The organism is Aliivibrio kagoshimensis (assembly GCF_050337105.1).
Lineage (GTDB): Bacteria > Pseudomonadota > Gammaproteobacteria > Enterobacterales > Vibrionaceae > Aliivibrio_A > Aliivibrio_A kagoshimensis.
Window position 1 is genome coordinate 26,790 of sequence record NZ_JAKJSQ010000037.1, and the last position, 15,914, is coordinate 42,703.

A 15,914-nucleotide genomic window follows, 5' to 3' on the forward strand; every position below is an offset into this window, starting at 1 on the left:
TGTAAAATATTTGGACACAATATCACATTAATGACAATATTGTTTCACAAAAGATACATGGAACGATGTGATAAAATTAGTCAAAATTAACGGTGAGAACGCTCGAAATGAGGCATTTACAAACATCCATTCATCCCGATATCGGTCATTTAGACGATTATTCAATATTTCAGCGAAATGCAACACGTGCCATTGTATTGAGAGACAGTGACATTTTACTGTTATTTACAGAGCGGTATCATGATTACACGCTTCCAGGCGGAGGTCTGGATGAAGGTGAAGATGTGATTCATGGTCTAGTACGTGAACTTGAAGAAGAGACTGGCGCACAGAACATCAAGAATATTGTTCCATTTGGGATTTACGAGGAGTTTCGCCCTTGGCACAAACCAGAAGCGGACCTTGTTCATATGATCTCTTACTGTTATGTTTGTTCTGCAGATAAAGAGCTTGGAAATACGCGTTTTGAAGAACATGAAGTCAATAATGGGATGAAACCATTATGGATGAATATTCATGAAGCGATTGCCCACAACGAACAGACGATCTCCAACAGCCCAAAGAAAGGGATGTCTATAGAGAGAGAGACTTTTTTACTTAGGCTAATTGTGAAAGAGTTACTTTAATAGGGTAGATGATGTTCGATAAAGAGCAGATATTGAAATTGGCAACGATTAAAATGCCATTTGGCAAATATTCAGGACGGATTTTAATTGATCTACCTGAGGAGTATTTGCTTTGGTTTGATAAGAAAGGTTTTCCCAACGGAGAGCTTGGTGAGTTATTAGCGTTATGTCTTACAATGAAAATTGAGGGGCTAGACGAGGTGATAAAACCGTTAAAACGCATGTAATTTAGAATAAATAGTAAGTACTAAGGGCCGTTTAATCGGCCTTTAATGATCAAAGAAAGGCATGAATTCGTATGGAAACGACAAGACTGATTTTAAGACAGTGGAAAAACAGTGATTTACCAGCGTATGCTGAAATGTGCGCTGATCCTGACGTGATGAAATACTTTCCTGCTGTACAAACTGTCGCAGACAGTTATGTTCAAGCTAATCGAGGGCGCGACTATATCGAGGCTCACGGTTGGGGTTTCTGGGCTGTAGAGCTGAAGTCAACGGGGGAGTTTATTGGGTTTGTTGGTCTGCATGCGCAAGAAGCAAACTGCGGTATACCGAATGCACCATTCGTTGAGATTGGTTGGCGATTGCGTGCAGAAAGTTGGGGACACGGTTACGCATCTGAAGCGGCTAGCCTAGCCCTTGACTATGCATTCACTCAATTGGATGTTGACGAAGTTTACTCTTTTACTGCTATTCCGAATGAACGTTCAAAACGTGTCATGGAGAGGATTGGAATGGCTGATACAGGGCAACTTTTTAATCACCCTAAGGTGGTGCACGGACATAGAATGGAGTGCCATTGTTTGTTTAAGATAACAAAAGAGCAGTGGGGTAATCACTCAGTATAGCGAGAAATGAAAGCCTGAAGAAAGGGGGAGTATCTTGCTATTGACGCTCACCAATTTGGGCTTTCACACCGTCTTCAGCAGGATCTTCTTCAGTCAATAAATGAGTCAATGCGTCACAAAAGCTACCGCTATCATTCAAGGTTTTTCGTGAATGGTCAATACTCCGTTCTGCCTTTCTACGCACTTCCGCACTGTTATCATCATTACTAAACGTCACATGTTTTTTAAACACGGCTTCTAAGTACTGCTGCTTACAAATTTTTTCATCAACAGACTTCTGACTGATGACTTCATTCGCACATAAGCTAAAAGAGAAGGAAAGAGTGAAGGCGATGAGCAGAAAACGATTTTTCATTGAAATTCCTAATGTTATTTTGAGCATAATTTAATTTAAGAAGTGATATAACTCAATATTTTTAATTTTACATGACTACGAACTATGATCTGCTTCTTATTTATATGAGCGTCATTTTATATTGGTTTACGTTAACAATGTCAGTTAGGCGCTGCTATACAAACGGTCAAATAGAATATTATTTACTTACTGTTAACATTGTAGGTAATTTTTCTAGCATATTCGTCAAATACCCATCGACTTAGAAAGTTTTTCTATATCAACCCGATTAAAATAGAATAATAATCCAACGTGTAAGAGAGTTGTAATGAACGTGATGCATAAAAGTGAAGGAATGGGTGTAGGTTGTGTGGAAGGGGCTTCAGTCGATCTTTCTCAGCTGGTTCAGTTCTTACAACAATCTGAAAGTAGCCTCTCTCTCGCAATGATTACGCTTTTATTAAAAAACATTAAGCTGAATGATAGTGAGATTTCAACGTTAGCCTTGTTCGATCAACAACGATATCACCGCCGCTATTTATATAACGATAAAAATGTTCAGGTGTTGATGCTAGGCTGGCTTAATGGCCAACGCAGTAAAATACATGATCATGTAGGTTCAAATTGTGGAGTGAAGGTATTAAGAGGGACGGCAACAGAAACCTATTTTGCCTCTGCAGATAATAAACAAATATATGCCACGGGCTCTTCACAGTTAAAAGAGGGGGAGATCACTGCAGGTTGCAACGAAGATAAGCACCAAATATCGAATTTACAAGCAGATAATAAAGCATTAATCACTCTTCACATCTACTCTCCACCCCTCAATGACTTTAATCTCTATTCACTTGATAGCGAAAAGATTGAAAAGCCCGAACAGAAAGATAAATGGATGTATGAGATATAAGTCCTATTCTAATTGAGAATAATAAGCAGCAATGTCTGCTATATCTTGAGGTTTTAGTTTGGAAAGTTGATCTTTCATCATATCAGCTAAATCACCGTTACGTTGACCGAGAAGATAGGATTGCATCGACATATAGAGATAATCTTGCTTCTGCCCATTTAAGTTTGGGTAGCTAGGCTCAGTCGATTTGCCATCAACACCATGGCAAAATTTACAACTTGGGATTTTTAGAGAACCCATTTTGCTATCCCCAACGGGTTGAGAAGCAGATGTTAGACTCGAAAAAAATAAGATCACAAGTAGGGCGAATAATTTCATAATTGGCTCAATCTATAAAGAGCGTCATTATAAAGCTTACAGTAACGGGAAGCTCAAACAAAAAACACCCGCAATTGAGAGTCTGCGGGTGTTTACGTTTACCTATCGATTACTTTACACGCTTATAGGCGTTCAGCGATCATCGTTTCAAGTTTACCTTGGTCAACAGCAAAGTTGCGGATGCCTTCAGCTAGCTTTTCGATGGCCATTGGGTCTTGGTTATGATCCCATAAGAACTCACTGTGAGTCATTGGAGTCGGTGCTGGCTTCACTTCAACATTGCTAGAAAGCTTCGCTTCAACAACGCCTTCAGAATCCTCTAAGTCTTGTAACAACTGAGGGCTGATCGTTAGGCGATCACAACCTGCAAGCTCTAAGATTTCACCGATATTTCTGAAACTCGCACCCATTACCACTGTGTTGTAACCGTGTTGCTTGTAGTAGTTATAGATAGCGGAAACAGAGATAACACCTGGGTCTTCACTTGGTTCAAAATCTTTGCCTTCACGAGCCTTGTACCAATCCATGATTCGGCCGACGAAAGGTGAAATAAGGAAAACACCCGCTTCAGCACACGCACGTGCTTGAGCAAAAGAGAAAAGAAGTGTTAGGTTACAGTTGATGCCTTCTTTTTCAAGAATCTCAGCAGCACGAATCCCTTCCCATGTAGAAGCCAGTTTGATCAAAATACGATCATTTGTAATGCCAGCATCGTTGTACATTTTGATCAGTTGGCGAGCTTTGGTTACGCTGCCTTCAGTGTCGTATGACAATCTTGCATCTACTTCCGTAGAGATACGGCCAGGAACGACTTTTAGGATCTCTTTACCAATGTTAACGGCCAACATGTCACAGGTATCTTGTACTTGCTGTGCTTTATCTTGGCTTTGCGCTTTTGCATATTCAATCGAGTTATCAATCAGAGGTGCGTACTCTTTGATTTGCGCCGCTTTAAGGATTAAAGATGGATTGGTTGTAGCATCTTCAGGTTGGTACTTACTGATAGCTTCGATATCGCCAGTGTCGGCAACTACAGTAGTTAGCTTGCGAAGTTGTTCTAATTTAGTGCTCATCTTTACGCCTTTAATATAAAAGTGTGGTTGGAAAAATATCGGGTCAATCTTGACCTGTTATGATTGTGATTTGTGCTTAGATTGTCAAATAAATCGTCCCTCATAATTGTGAAGGGAGTAGGATTTATTGGATAAATGCTATGCCAAGCGATTACCTAAGAATGATGAAAAGGAACTTAGGATAAAAGTTGAGCAAGTGTAAGTGGTCCATTTGTAATGCCAATCGATTGAGCGGGAGTGTTACCTGCAGAATCCTGTCGACATAGATTGTGCCAAGCTCGATAGATATCAAGCAGAGGAGCTAAGCCTCCTGGCCTGAGTTTTCTTCTAGGCTCATTAATTAAACAGGTAAAGTGTTGATAAAAATTGTGTTGGAACTGTTCAATATTAACGGTTGAAGCGCGTTTAAGCCAGTAGTCATCGTTCGGTGAATGGTCCGTTTGATGGCATATTCCTTTACCCGCGCTAATCGTTTGATTGATTGCCCAGCGGTCTCTCCACCAACCAATGATAGATACGTCAATTTTAGGGCTACTGATCCATTGGGTATCTTCCATAACGTAGACAATATCAATGCTCTTTTCTTGAATGCGGTTTAAAAAGACAGACATTGCGGCTGAGCGTAATAGAGGCTCTTGAGGCATAAACAGATCAATATGCTTAAAGGTGGATAAGCTTTGCGCAAGCGTTAAATAGTGAGCGCTTGAGGTATAGGGAGGCCTCACAACAGCCCCCTTCGATGGGTAGTGTAGCTTACCTAAATGACAAAGTGGATCTTCAACATTACCCCGAGATAAAATTCGCTGATAGTTAAGCTCGATACGAGACTTTAGTGACCCTGTATTTTCAGAGAGCTTGTGATTGAATCCCACAAAATCATTGGATACATATTGTGGCTCAGAGCTATACGGGTCATGTGTTTGTGCGTTTGGCGCATGCCCATCAGATGAATAATTAATGTCTTGGGCTAATATATATCCGGAATGAACTTCACCGCTGACAAACCATAAAACCCCATTGTCACTTTGGGGTTGAAGAGGCACAACGGCAGAGGCAATACCGATGGCGCTTTTGTTATGGTGATGATAAAGACGTGAATCAAACAGATAGAGTTGTCTTCTACAACGGCTGGCAATGGTATTTAACTGGTCGTAAAAGGTTTTGGGATTGATGGTGAGCTTTCGACAAATTTCTCTTACGTTATAACCGGTAAATAAAAGAGCCAGCAGTTTTTGCTGTATTACCAGATAACGATTTCCCCCAGACCAACGATCAACGAATGTACTTTGACAGGAACGGCATCGATAACGCTGGCGGTCACCACTGTAACCAAACGCGTGATAATGTTCTCTGTGAGTTAGAACATCTAAACCAAAATTGGAACAATCACGATGATTGCAGCATGCAAGTTTACTGTTGTGCAGTGATTTTAAGCGTTGCTGTTCATGGAGAACAGCACGATTATTGAGCAGGGGAGGGAAAGCACCACATTGTTTGCATATCATCGCAGGATGTAAAGGGTTGTCACGTTGCAACAGATAATACTGCGCTTCGCTCAGACCAAAGTTATCACACGCCAATGTTTTACAAAAGTTGAGTTGTAACCCTTCTTCCGCAGATGGTAGCTTACCTGTTAGCACTTTTCTCCCCTAGATGTAGAGTGAACGTTTCAAGCGACTTCATAGTAGTGTTGAATAAACATTAGTCATGAGAAGTTCATCACAGATTGAACTACATGATGAACTATAGCACCCATTAATAACTAAATGTGTTTAAAGTGCGTCATTACGCAACTGGTTAGTAACTCACTGTCACTTCGTATGAGCCAAATTTTCGAATGTTGATAACACCGGTATCGAAAATGAGGTACTGACCTTTAATACCGATCAATGTTCCAAGGACTTCGGGCTGTTTATCAAAATTGTGGCTGGTGATTTTGGTTGGAAACTCTGAGACATCGTATCCTATGTTGATAACCGTGCTATCGAGTTGTTCTATGGATGCATCACCAAAGCGCTCTTGCAATTCAGCGAGTTCTGAATGGATGATTGGAATAAGCTCTGACGCTTTCGCTTTTAAGTCAATATCTTCTGCGTTGCCCTTGAGGAGGGTTCGCCAGTTGGTTTTATCCGCGATTTGTTTCGCTAATTCAATCTCTATCAAGCCTGATAATTTACGGTTGGAGACTTTAAAAATAGGTAGAGCTTGTGTTGCCCCTTGGTCAATCCAGCGTGTAGGTATTTGTGTATGTCGAGTGATGCCAACTTTCAAACTAGATGTGTTTGAGAGATAGACATAATGGTCAGACATGCACACTTGCTCGGCCCACTCTGGCTCACGGCAAGTACCTTGATCAAAGTGACAGGTTTCCGGTTTCATCATGCACATATCACAACTTGCAAGCTTCTTCATACAGACATAACAGTGCCCTTGAGAATAGCTCTTTTTGGTTTTTTTACTGCAATTACTGCAATAGATATTTCCGGTGTGATTCAGTGTGAGCGATTGACCGATTAACTCGGTAAGATTCACGCTGTGTTCCCCAACAGGAAGGTGATAACACACTGAACCTTCATCAGGATTTAGCGTTGTGGTCATTTTACGAAGTGTTCCAGTATAGACATTGCTCATAGTGATTCTTTTCTAATTTAATTATGCGTGCATCATAACAAAGAGAGTCACTTTGGTAACATCTTAAATGCGAAATTAAATCTAGCATTGAAGTTATATTCTGTGAGGGGAGATGTGTTATCATCGTCGGCTACTATTTATTGCTAAACATTGAAGCGTATTACGCCTGTACAAATTGGAGCGACACTTGCAATTTAAAGAACTTGGTCTAGATAACCGCCTACTGAAAACACTACAAACGTACGATTTTAAAAGTGTGACTGAAATTCAGAGAATGGCGATACCTGTTGCGATAGCGGGAAAAGATCTACTGGCATCATCTAAAACAGGATCAGGAAAAACCCTCGCGTTCGTTCTTCCTTTATTGCATCGCTGCCTAAAAAACAAAGCGTATTCAAAAAGAGATCCCCGTGTTGTTATACTTGCTCCTACGCGTGAGTTAGCTAAGCAGGTTTACGGTCAGCTTAAAATGATGTTATCTGGACTTTCATACGAAGCCGCGTTAATCGTTGGTGGTGAGAACTTCAATGACCAATGTAAAGCATTAAGAAAATATCCGAGATTGATAGTGGCAACACCAGGCCGTCTAGCAAATCATTTAGACCAAAAATCGCTATTCTTAGATGGTTTAGATACTTTAATTCTCGATGAAGCCGATCGAATGATGGATTTAGGCTTCTCAAAAGAGCTACAACAAATTCACAAAGCAGCGCATCATCGTCGTCGTCAAACACTGATGTTTTCTGCAACATTAGATCATGCTGAAGTGAACCAATTCGCTGGAGAGTTACAAAATTCACCAAAACGTATCGCAGTTGGTATGGCAAATGAAGAGCATAAAGATATTACTCAAGAGTTCTATCTGTGCGATCACTTAGATCATAAAGAAGCGTTGTTGAATAAAATTATTGAAACGGTTGAATATCGTCAAATTATTATCTTTACTGCTACACGCAACGATACCGACCGTTTGACAGAAGCATTGAATGAGAAGAAGTTAAAAGCAGTGGCACTCAGTGGCGAAATGAACCAAGCCGCTAGAAACAGTATTATGAGCCAATTTGAGCGTGTTGTTCATAAGATATTGGTAACAACTGATGTTGCTTCACGAGGTTTAGATTTAACCAGTGTTACCCATGTAATCAACTTTGATATGCCAAAACACAGTGAAGAGTATGTTCATAGAGTAGGGCGTACAGGTCGTGCTGGCAATAAAGGCGCAGCAATTTCACTGATTGGTCCAAAAGATTGGGTTAACTTTAAAAATGTAGAAACCTTCTTACAACAATCCATCAATTTTTCTGAATTTGAAGACCTTAAAGGTAAGTTTAAAGGTTTAAAACCGAAACCGATTAAGCCAGAAGTTAAGAAATCAAATAAGAAAACAGTTGATAACAAAAAGAGCCAAGTGGCGAAAAAATCAAAAAATCGCGACAAGAGTTTTTATAAAACGGTTGCGGTGGGGGATGATGTATTTATGCCTAAGAAGAAACCAAGAACCAGTGACGAAGCACCGGAGTAGCGCTTCTTTCTTTCGTTTATCTAAATAATAAAACCCCGATAATGAGTAATTATCGGGGTTTTTTGTGTTTATATCTTGTCTGATTTTAGAAAATCAAGTGTGCAATCCCGGCAATGACTGGCAGTGTGACTAACGTTCTAAGAATAAAAATCACAAAAAGCTCTACCATATTGACAGGGATCTTACTGCCAAGTAATAAGGCTCCAACTTCTGACATATAAATGAGCTGAGTGACTGACATTGCAGCGATGATAAAACGTGTCATGTCACTCTCTATGGAAGAAGCAAGAATAGCTGGAATAAACATATCGGCAAAACCAACAACGATGGTTTCTGATGCTGCTGTGGCCTCTGGAATGGCAAGCAGTTCAAGCAATGGGATGAATGGTTGTCCTAGCATTGAGAACAGAGACGTGTACTCAGCAATAACCAGGGCAACCGTACCAAGAGCCATAACAACAGGTAAGACACCAAACACCATATCAATGGCATTCTTTAGCCCCTCTTTAAATACAGCACGTAGCGACGTCACTTGAGCGGCTTTGTCTACCGCTAATTTAAGTCCCCAGCTGAAACTACCGTAACCATCAGGGATTAAATCAGCATTGGTGTCGCGAGCAGTGCCATCAATGAAGATATCTTTTTTCCAACATAATGGGGGAAGGCGAGGAACAATGACTGCAGCAGTTAAACCAGCTAAACAAACGGTGAGATAAAAAGGTAAAAAGTATTGTTCAAGGTTCACTTGAGCGATAACCACCAAGCTGAAAGTGATAGAAACAGCAGAGAAGGTTGTGCCAACCACGGCTGCTTCTCTTTGTGTATAAAACTTCTTCTCATATTGCTTGCTGGTTAATAGTATTCCTACGCTACCATCACCAAGCCAAGAGGCCATACAGTCAATGGCTGAGCGACCAGGAAGATTAAACAGAGGGCGCATAATTTTACTAAGCAGGGTACCAAACAGTTCCAGCAGTCCAAAATTCAATAAAAGAGGTAGCAGTAGACCGGCAAAGATAAAGACAGAAAAAAGCACTGGAAGAAGGTCATTTAATACTAATCCCCCTGTATTTCCTTCCCAAATGGCTTTTGGACCGAGTTCGAAAAAAGTGGCGAATGCAAATAACCCACCTAATAGGCGAACGGCAAACCAGGTTGTGGATGGGGTAAATAAGCTGCTTAAAAAGGAACTATCCATAATAAGCTTGGGTTTGGTTATACGGATAACTATTGAAGAGACACTCATTGCAACGATGATGGTGGTTACAATCGCGACTAAATATCCCTCAAGAAGCCCTTGGATAGATTTCGCTAATACGGCAACAGGTATCGTTATGTTTCCCTGATAGCTGATGGGAGCCATAAAGACAAAGAGACCAATTAATGAGGGGATTAAAAAAGTTAAAAATGAATTTTTTCTTGAAGGTTTGTCGTTACTGCTTGTGGTTTGCATGTTTATCTCAACTACTCGTCAATGTCATGCCGGTTCCGTGGCATATATATTCACTAAACATCCTTATTCATTCAGTGAGTGGCAGAGTACAGGTTTTAAGGTGGCATTGGAATAGTATGCATTGAAAAAAGATATATATGCACAAGAGAAGGGGCGTTAAGCATGCCTTATTGAAGAATAAGGCATGCCAATGACATTATAAAAACTCGGCTTTTCGCATTCGATTGAGAATGGCTAATACATCAATAGCACGTGGTTTAGCCAGATCGCCATGGTTTGGCATCGCATCATACCAGCGGCCAGAAAGTAACGCTTCAAAGGCTTGAGTAGGTGCTGATTCAACGCCCATGTTTTGGGCAAGTTGGAACCATAACCAACCGGCAGCGTGCACCTGGCTAGATGATTCAATTTGATTTAATGCAGTGATGTCGACATATTCACGGCCAAATCGAAGCGACTGTGTATCTTTTGCTTGTATTCTGAATTTCCCTTCTTGCAGCTGATTCTGCAAGCCGACAAGGTTAAGCGTACGAGCAGGTGGTGTCAGTAGATCGGCAGAGCCTTCATTATGTCGAGCACTTGGGTGTTCAATAATGACTTCTTTGGCTCTAGAGGTAACATCTACAGGTTGATAATCATGCATTTGAATCACGGTATCTGCAATGTCTAAATAATCACCCGAGCCACCCATAACGATGATGGTGGAGATATCCAATTGATCTCTAAGTTGACCAATTCTATCCACTAATGGGGTAATAGGTTCGGCACCTTTTGAAACCAGTGCCTGCATACGCTCATCTCTGATCATGAAATTGGTAGCAGAGGTATCTTCATCTATTAAAATGGTCGAAGCACCAGACTCAATGGACTCTTGTAACCATGCTGCTTGAGACGTTGAGCCTGAAGCGTCTTGAGTGGTGAAACAGTGAGTATCGCGACCCATTGGAAGGTGGTTAATGTAATTGGACAGGTTTAATTGATGAACACAGCGGCCATCTTCAGCTCTGATTTTGGTGGCATTGCATTCGCTAACAATATATTCACGGCCATCACCAGGAACATGATCATAAATGGACCTTTCAATCGCAGTAAGTAACGTCGATTTACCGTGAAAACCGCCTCCAACAATTAAGGTGATCCCTTTTGGAATACCCATACCGCGGACAGTGCCTCGATGTGGCGTAACGAGTTCAATAGCTAATGATTCTGGAGCCTTGAAAGTGATTGCTTCTTTCATTGGAAGATCGCAATTACCTGCGGTTCTAGGAAGCGTGCTTCCATCGGCAACAAAAGCCGTTAAATTGTGTTGCGCTAATTGATTACGTAGTGCAACTTGGTCTTCGACAATTTCACAATGGCGTTTAAGTTCATCGATTGGAATTTCACGCTCAATAGTCGCTCTTCTTACAAATTTCGGCAAATAGAAGGTAAGAATATTGATCGCTTTTTTGGCTAAAATAGTACGGCCATCTGCGGGTAGATCGACTCTAAATCTGAGCTCAATAGCTTCATCGTCAAATATGACTGAGGTGTGATCAAGAATGGTTTGTCCAGTAAGATCGATGGAGACACTCTTCTCTTTTTCAGCCAACTGATGAAAAAAGCGAGCGATATAATCGCGAGCTGCACGTTGATAGTCCTCTGAACACTCTTTTAACCAGGCGAGATCGGTTAGCCCCCATGGTCGCCTTACGCGAACCCGTGTTGGTGGCGAAAATGGGTCAGCTTGAACGTTATCAATATAGAGTTGAAAGTCAGTAAAGTCGTATTGACCCTTAATGCTGGTATAACTGCGGTAGTTCTTTTTTTCGATTTTTTTTAATAGCTGTTCAAGGCGTTCCATGAGGTCTCATTTCTTATTGCAGAGATAGTGACAAGAGTATAACTGAACAATCAACTCACGACTCAAATAATCACACCTTAGACGTTAATGAGTCACGGAAGAGAGAGTTTACTCAGTGTTTTTCGATACGTTGTTTAATGGGGACTCGAAGTTCAGCAAGACGTATGTTTTCAAGCTGCTGTTTTTTCAGTTTGCAGTTTGAACAATAATTTTTTAGTGCTTGAAAAGAGGGGAAGTTTAGTGCCTGTTTTAAAAGGTGTCGTTGAGTGGTTCCTCCACTTTTCGTCGCGGCACGAAATTTATTAACAAATGATGTGTAGAGTTTGGCCTTAGGCTCAGCGGTATTGAACCAATACCCTAGCGTTGACTGAGAGAGTTCAGGAATCAACTTATTAAGTCTAAGCTCATAAATACTGACGTGGTCGTAGTGTGATAGTTGTCTAAACTGTCCCGATTGGAGGGCACCAACGATCAAACTAATGCCGCTGTTATCGAAGTTTTCGGCATCAACTTTATCTAAGAAGGAGAGTGCACCAGTAGTGCCAATCAAACCTAATTGAGTCAAGGAGTTACGTTGTCCTTCTTTTGCGATGGTTTTAACCGCTACATTATTAGCAGGGTAGAAGTGACAAATAAGGGCAAGCAGGTTCGGTCTCTTTTGTAGTAGTTCAAGACAATATTTAGATTGCGCGGCCAACATAAGCATGTGGATAGCTTTTGCACCATATGGTTCTGCAGTTTGTAAATAATCTACTGGGATCGACCTTATCCACTGTTCCCCACCCACTGACTCTCTAATGGCATCTAATTCGAAACCAACATTACCATCAATAGACTTACGGTAGCCGTCAGAGTGTACAGTAAAGGCCTTGAGCCCACGCTTCCACTCTGTGATGGTGATAAACGTATCAAACCCTAAAAAATCGAGATCAATTTTAAGCATATCTGTTAGCTACCAATAACTTATTTTAAATACATACTTGCTAATAATATCATTATACAAGAGGCATGGCTCACAATGAATGAGTCTAGATTACATAAAAATAGAGAAAAAGGTAGAGTGTTTAGTTAAATGATATTTTATAAACAAAAGAAAGACGGATAATTGAGCAAGGAGCGCGACTATGATTCAAACAGCATTATTTGGGATTGAAAACATACTTATTTTTGGTGGTATTGCGATGATCATTCGTTCCATTGTGCTTTATGGTCAACGAACCTCAGATTGGAAGGGAGCAATAGCCATGTTTGTTAAGCGAATTCCTCTTAAGGTTAATGAAGCAAAATGGTACAAACTGGGAGTATCCATGTTTTTGTTAGGAGTGGTGTTAAGAATTGTCAACTTTACGCTTTGGCCAAGTGCGTAACCATACTGATAAAGCATCGAAATTAAGTTATCCACAAAAACAGTGGATAACAATTTGGATAACCGCTACAGAGCTGAATAAATAAAGCTTTTTTTGTAATTCAAGCTTTTTTTACTTTTTTTATTTCGTGTTTATCCACTTCTATTCATATTGCTACAACGGTAGAATTGCGTGATATAAATCCCTATAGCTGCTGTAGAAATTATTAGACTCATGAGCAAAATTTCAAGCGAAAATATAAATGATAACCAAGCCTATAAACAGACTCACGTAGCTATTGTGGGGGGAGGCATTGCGGGTTCAACCATTGCATTAAAACTGACCATGGCTGGAATTAGAGTGTCAGTGTTAGAACAAAACGCTGGGCTTGTGAATGGTCCGCCTGTTTGTCATTTACATGCAGGGGGCAACCTATATAGAGAACTGTCAGAAGAGCAATGCATTACCCTTTTGCATCAGTCTATCGATACATTAAAATTGTTTCCACACGCTGTTAATGTCCGACCGACCGTTATTGCGGTGCCCTGTAATGATCCGGGTGAACCCAATGAGCTATTGCCGAGGTTGAAACGTTTACAGAGTGAGTATCAAGCGTTAGTTGAGCAAGATGCTGAGAATAGAGTGCTTGATGACCCAAAGAACTATTACAAAGTCTATCAAAAAAGCGATATTGAATCGCTATCAAACCATCCGCTCCCTACTCACCCAGAAACTCTAGACGAATGGATGACACCTGTTGCTCATTTTGTCGACCTTAATCAATTAAAGTTCCCTCTGATCATGGTGCAAGAGTACGGTTTAAGTAAATTTCGATTAGCCGCGATGCTAACGCTTGCACTGAATCGTAGTCGCCATTGCGAAATGAGGATGAATTCTAAAGTGGTTGGTTTAGAAAAAAACAGTACTGGCTGGGGGGTGAGCTTTACTTCAAGTGATAAAGAAGAGACGGAGACTATCTCTGTTGATTATGTAGTTAACGCTTGTGGCTTTAGAACCGGTGAGCTCGATGATCTTATTAAAATCAAAAAGAAACGATTGGTTGAATTTAAAGCGGCGTTTATCTCGACGTGGAGCAAACAACAAGGTATGTGGCCTGAAGTCATCTTTCATGGCGAGAGGGGGACGCCTAATGGTATGGCACAACTAACACCATACCCAGATGGAATGTTTCAACTGCATGGTATGACAGAAGAGATTACACTTTTTAAAGGTGGGCTCGTTGCGTCAACGGTTGATAGCTCACAACCTAAGCTTGATGGTGTATTGTTACAGAAAATTAATGTGGGATGGCAGCCGGAGGTACAAAAACAGCGGACAGAGAAAGCAATTGCACATGTCAGCAAATTCATTCCTTCATTTGCTACCGCCATTATGGGGGGGAAACCTCTGTTTGGTGCCCAACAGATCCCAGGCGAAGACCCAACCAAAAGAGCTACCGCGATCTCATTCACTTCCCATCAATATGCTAGAGCAGAAATTGTTAAAGCTTCATCGGCAATTAATTGTGCTGAACAATTGATTAATAGACTAAAATTAGAAAAAGTGTTTAATCCCATCGAGAACTCTGCGGAGGCAAACCGTTTTATTCAACTTCAGTTTGATGAGGTTGAGGAGCTAGCGATTGAGATGGCAACCAAGAGAGGTTACCCAATAGCACTTGCAAAAAGATTTCGTTGAACAGCTGTTGATATCATTATCATCTGCGGTGATATTTGGTAGTATCCCTGACAGGTTTACACAAGTTGTTAAGGATTGAACAACTCTGTTCTCTAACAATGGAATTAATGGGGGAAAAAATGCACTTTGAACGTAAAAGACGTTGGCCTCGATATGAGTGTGTTGAAGGTGTGAAGGCGAAGATCTACTGGGGACACCGATTCTTACCATTTGTAGAGATTCGGTTATTGGATGTATCTAGCGGTGGTTTTGGTTTTGTGTCTGACCGTAAATTGAGTGAAGGTGCTGCAGAACTGAGAATTCGCTCCTTCCCAAATCTACTGGGTGAAATTATATATCGTAGAGAAGGTACCAATGCGAAAGGGGGGGCACTTTATCAATATGGATTTGATTTAGACATGAAGTTACACAAAACTCAGCTGGAAAATTTAGGCTGTAAACGAGTGTCTGATTTAGAATACCACGATGAAAATAATGAAAGGTCACTTGGATAATTTGAGTTGTTCAGCAATGATCTATCGTAAGTAAGCAGTAATAAAGAGAGTACTTTTTAACCTTCTTATTGTCACTCAATCTTGATAGTGGATGAGTCGCTGCAATCGAGTGAATACTAAAAAGTTCTAGCTGCGTTAACTCATCAATAAAGTGAGTTGACGCTTTATTCAGGTTAATTCCCTCTTGTGTGTACTCATCAACATTGTCTGGAAGTTCACCAACCCACCAATCATAGAGTTCTTTACTGGCTTTACTTCTGTCATACCAATGGTCTGCTACGACGACGATAAGATCATTGTTTGAAAAACAGACAGAGAACTCATTTCGTAAACTCTTTAATTGTCGGATGACACTGTTTCTACAGGAGTAGTTTGCACTCACCATACGACGTGCCACTACCCAAACTGATGAGCTTGCTAGAACGATCCGATAAATAGGATGGTCAGGGCATTGAGACACTTCGATAAATGGAGCAACTGAGTGCTCTACGGATGAGGTGGAGAGTGTGCTTGATAGGCGTCTTGTTATTGCTGTCCCTAAATGTGTTTCTAACATCCCTCTGTTATGAACGGTTGGGTAGTGTTTATCACAAATAAGTGCGCAGTCATCTTCAAACATAGTCAGACTGTTAAGAACAAGGTCCAGCAGCAATGCAATTCTCCACAAGGTACTTGATTAGATGGTTGAAAAAATTACCAACCAAGAGATAAGTCTAAACGTCTTACTTAGTGGTGTCACTAACAGAGTGATAAATAACAGGTATGTATCATTACTCTTTGATTAAAATAGAGTCAAATTATGATTATTGAATTGAAAAC

General features: G+C 40.7%; 17 protein-coding genes. 8 read left to right on the forward strand and 9 right to left on the reverse strand.

What is annotated here, in order from left to right; genetic code table 11:
* The first annotated feature begins 107 nt into the window (after positions 1-107).
* The 3 genes from L4C32_RS12825 to L4C32_RS12835 all read left to right on the forward strand — a co-directional run bounded on the left by L4C32_RS12825 (position 108) and on the right by L4C32_RS12835 (position 1,476).
* Positions 108-626 (forward strand): NUDIX hydrolase, encoded by a 519-nt coding sequence (locus tag L4C32_RS12825; RefSeq protein WP_428197273.1) that lies wholly within the window; start codon positions 108-110, stop codon positions 624-626.
* Positions 627-637: 11 nt separating this feature from the next.
* Positions 638-853: a DUF3820 family protein gene (locus L4C32_RS12830; protein ID WP_428197290.1), complete on the forward strand. Its 216-nt coding sequence runs from the start codon at positions 638-640 to the stop codon at positions 851-853.
* Positions 854-924: 71 nt separating this feature from the next.
* Complete coding sequence (locus L4C32_RS12835) at positions 925-1,476, forward strand: GNAT family N-acetyltransferase (protein ID WP_428197274.1); 552 nt, start codon at positions 925-927, stop codon at positions 1,474-1,476.
* A gap of 37 nt (positions 1,477-1,513) precedes the next feature.
* On the opposite strand, the gene L4C32_RS12840 is transcribed toward L4C32_RS12835, so the two are convergent.
* Complete coding sequence (locus L4C32_RS12840; RefSeq protein WP_428197275.1) at positions 1,514-1,831, reverse strand: hypothetical protein; 318 nt, start codon at positions 1,829-1,831, stop codon at positions 1,514-1,516.
* Positions 1,832-2,138: 307 nt separating this feature from the next.
* Here L4C32_RS12840 and L4C32_RS12845 point away from each other — a divergent pair, with 307 nt between their 5' ends.
* Positions 2,139-2,717 (forward strand): cysteine dioxygenase, encoded by a 579-nt coding sequence (locus tag L4C32_RS12845; protein WP_428197276.1) that lies wholly within the window; start codon positions 2,139-2,141, stop codon positions 2,715-2,717.
* Between the two features lie 3 nt (positions 2,718-2,720).
* On the opposite strand, the gene L4C32_RS12850 is transcribed toward L4C32_RS12845, so the two are convergent.
* The 4 genes from L4C32_RS12850 to L4C32_RS12865 all read right to left on the reverse strand — a co-directional run bounded on the left by L4C32_RS12850 (position 2,721) and on the right by L4C32_RS12865 (position 6,739).
* The gene (locus L4C32_RS12850; protein WP_428197277.1) at positions 2,721-3,035 is read right to left on the reverse strand and encodes a c-type cytochrome; all 315 of its coding nucleotides are present in this window, start codon (positions 3,033-3,035) and stop codon (positions 2,721-2,723) included.
* Positions 3,036-3,157: 122 nt separating this feature from the next.
* The gene (tal, locus tag L4C32_RS12855) at positions 3,158-4,108 is read right to left on the reverse strand and encodes a transaldolase (protein WP_428197278.1); all 951 of its coding nucleotides are present in this window, start codon (positions 4,106-4,108) and stop codon (positions 3,158-3,160) included.
* A gap of 176 nt (positions 4,109-4,284) precedes the next feature.
* On the reverse strand, positions 4,285-5,748 hold the full coding sequence (locus tag L4C32_RS12860) for a transposase (RefSeq protein WP_428197279.1): 1,464 nt from the start codon (positions 5,746-5,748) through the stop codon (positions 4,285-4,287).
* Between the two features lie 157 nt (positions 5,749-5,905).
* Positions 5,906-6,739 (reverse strand): DUF2797 domain-containing protein, encoded by an 834-nt coding sequence (locus L4C32_RS12865; protein WP_428197280.1) that lies wholly within the window; start codon positions 6,737-6,739, stop codon positions 5,906-5,908.
* A gap of 175 nt (positions 6,740-6,914) precedes the next feature.
* On the opposite strand from L4C32_RS12865, the gene L4C32_RS12870 reads away from it, so the two are divergent.
* Entirely contained in the window at positions 6,915-8,261 is a 1,347-nt protein-coding gene (locus L4C32_RS12870) for a DEAD/DEAH box helicase (RefSeq protein WP_428197281.1), read from the forward strand.
* 85 nt (positions 8,262-8,346) lie between these two features.
* Here L4C32_RS12870 and L4C32_RS12875 read toward each other — a convergent pair whose 3' ends face one another.
* The 3 genes from L4C32_RS12875 to L4C32_RS12885 all read right to left on the reverse strand — a co-directional run bounded on the left by L4C32_RS12875 (position 8,347) and on the right by L4C32_RS12885 (position 12,500).
* On the reverse strand, positions 8,347-9,714 hold the full coding sequence (locus tag L4C32_RS12875) for a YjiH family protein (RefSeq protein ID WP_428197282.1): 1,368 nt from the start codon (positions 9,712-9,714) through the stop codon (positions 8,347-8,349).
* 196 nt (positions 9,715-9,910) lie between these two features.
* Positions 9,911-11,557, reverse strand: coding sequence for a P-loop domain-containing protein (locus L4C32_RS12880; RefSeq protein WP_428197283.1), 1,647 nt, complete (start codon positions 11,555-11,557; stop codon positions 9,911-9,913).
* A 112-nt stretch (positions 11,558-11,669) separates the two neighbouring features.
* On the reverse strand, positions 11,670-12,500 hold the full coding sequence (locus tag L4C32_RS12885) for a hypothetical protein (protein WP_428197284.1): 831 nt from the start codon (positions 12,498-12,500) through the stop codon (positions 11,670-11,672).
* Positions 12,501-12,681: 181 nt separating this feature from the next.
* Between L4C32_RS12885 and L4C32_RS12890 the strand changes: the two genes are divergently transcribed.
* The 3 genes from L4C32_RS12890 to L4C32_RS12900 all read left to right on the forward strand — a co-directional run bounded on the left by L4C32_RS12890 (position 12,682) and on the right by L4C32_RS12900 (position 15,095).
* Positions 12,682-12,924 carry a hypothetical protein gene (locus L4C32_RS12890; protein ID WP_428197285.1) on the forward strand — a complete coding sequence of 81 codons (243 nt, stop codon included), beginning with the start codon at positions 12,682-12,684 and terminating at the stop codon, positions 12,922-12,924.
* Positions 12,925-13,137: 213 nt separating this feature from the next.
* Complete coding sequence (locus tag L4C32_RS12895) at positions 13,138-14,601, forward strand: FAD-dependent oxidoreductase (RefSeq protein ID WP_428197286.1); 1,464 nt, start codon at positions 13,138-13,140, stop codon at positions 14,599-14,601.
* 119 nt (positions 14,602-14,720) lie between these two features.
* Positions 14,721-15,095 carry a hypothetical protein gene (locus L4C32_RS12900; RefSeq protein ID WP_428197287.1) on the forward strand — a complete coding sequence of 125 codons (375 nt, stop codon included), beginning with the start codon at positions 14,721-14,723 and terminating at the stop codon, positions 15,093-15,095.
* Between the two features lie 10 nt (positions 15,096-15,105).
* Here the strand turns inward: L4C32_RS12900 and L4C32_RS12905 are convergent, their stop codons facing one another.
* Entirely contained in the window at positions 15,106-15,747 is a 642-nt protein-coding gene (locus tag L4C32_RS12905) for a hypothetical protein (RefSeq protein ID WP_428197288.1), read from the reverse strand.
* Positions 15,748-15,914 lie beyond the last annotated feature (167 nt).

Bases quoted from the DNA above. Each gene is read 5' to 3' on its own strand.
- L4C32_RS12865 (WP_428197280.1), bottom strand. From the start codon at position 6,739: ATGAGCAATGTCTATACTGGAACACTTCGTAAAATGACCACAACGCTA.
- L4C32_RS12890 (WP_428197285.1), top strand. From the start codon at position 12,682: ATGATTCAAACAGCATTATTTGGGATTGAAAACATACTTATTTTTGGT.
- L4C32_RS12835 (WP_428197274.1), top strand. From the start codon at position 925: ATGGAAACGACAAGACTGATTTTAAGACAGTGGAAAAACAGTGATTTA.
- L4C32_RS12875 (WP_428197282.1), bottom strand. From the start codon at position 9,714: ATGCAAACCACAAGCAGTAACGACAAACCTTCAAGAAAAAATTCATTT.
- L4C32_RS12880 (WP_428197283.1), bottom strand. From the start codon at position 11,557: ATGGAACGCCTTGAACAGCTATTAAAAAAAATCGAAAAAAAGAACTAC.
- L4C32_RS12845 (WP_428197276.1), top strand. From the start codon at position 2,139: ATGAACGTGATGCATAAAAGTGAAGGAATGGGTGTAGGTTGTGTGGAA.
- L4C32_RS12840 (WP_428197275.1), bottom strand. From the start codon at position 1,831: ATGAAAAATCGTTTTCTGCTCATCGCCTTCACTCTTTCCTTCTCTTTT.
- L4C32_RS12830 (WP_428197290.1), top strand. From the start codon at position 638: ATGTTCGATAAAGAGCAGATATTGAAATTGGCAACGATTAAAATGCCA.
- L4C32_RS12895 (WP_428197286.1), top strand. From the start codon at position 13,138: ATGAGCAAAATTTCAAGCGAAAATATAAATGATAACCAAGCCTATAAA.
- L4C32_RS12825 (WP_428197273.1), top strand. From the start codon at position 108: ATGAGGCATTTACAAACATCCATTCATCCCGATATCGGTCATTTAGAC.
- L4C32_RS12885 (WP_428197284.1), bottom strand. From the start codon at position 12,500: ATGCTTAAAATTGATCTCGATTTTTTAGGGTTTGATACGTTTATCACC.
- L4C32_RS12900 (WP_428197287.1), top strand. From the start codon at position 14,721: ATGCACTTTGAACGTAAAAGACGTTGGCCTCGATATGAGTGTGTTGAA.
- tal (WP_428197278.1), bottom strand. From the start codon at position 4,108: ATGAGCACTAAATTAGAACAACTTCGCAAGCTAACTACTGTAGTTGCC.
- L4C32_RS12850 (WP_428197277.1), bottom strand. From the start codon at position 3,035: ATGAAATTATTCGCCCTACTTGTGATCTTATTTTTTTCGAGTCTAACA.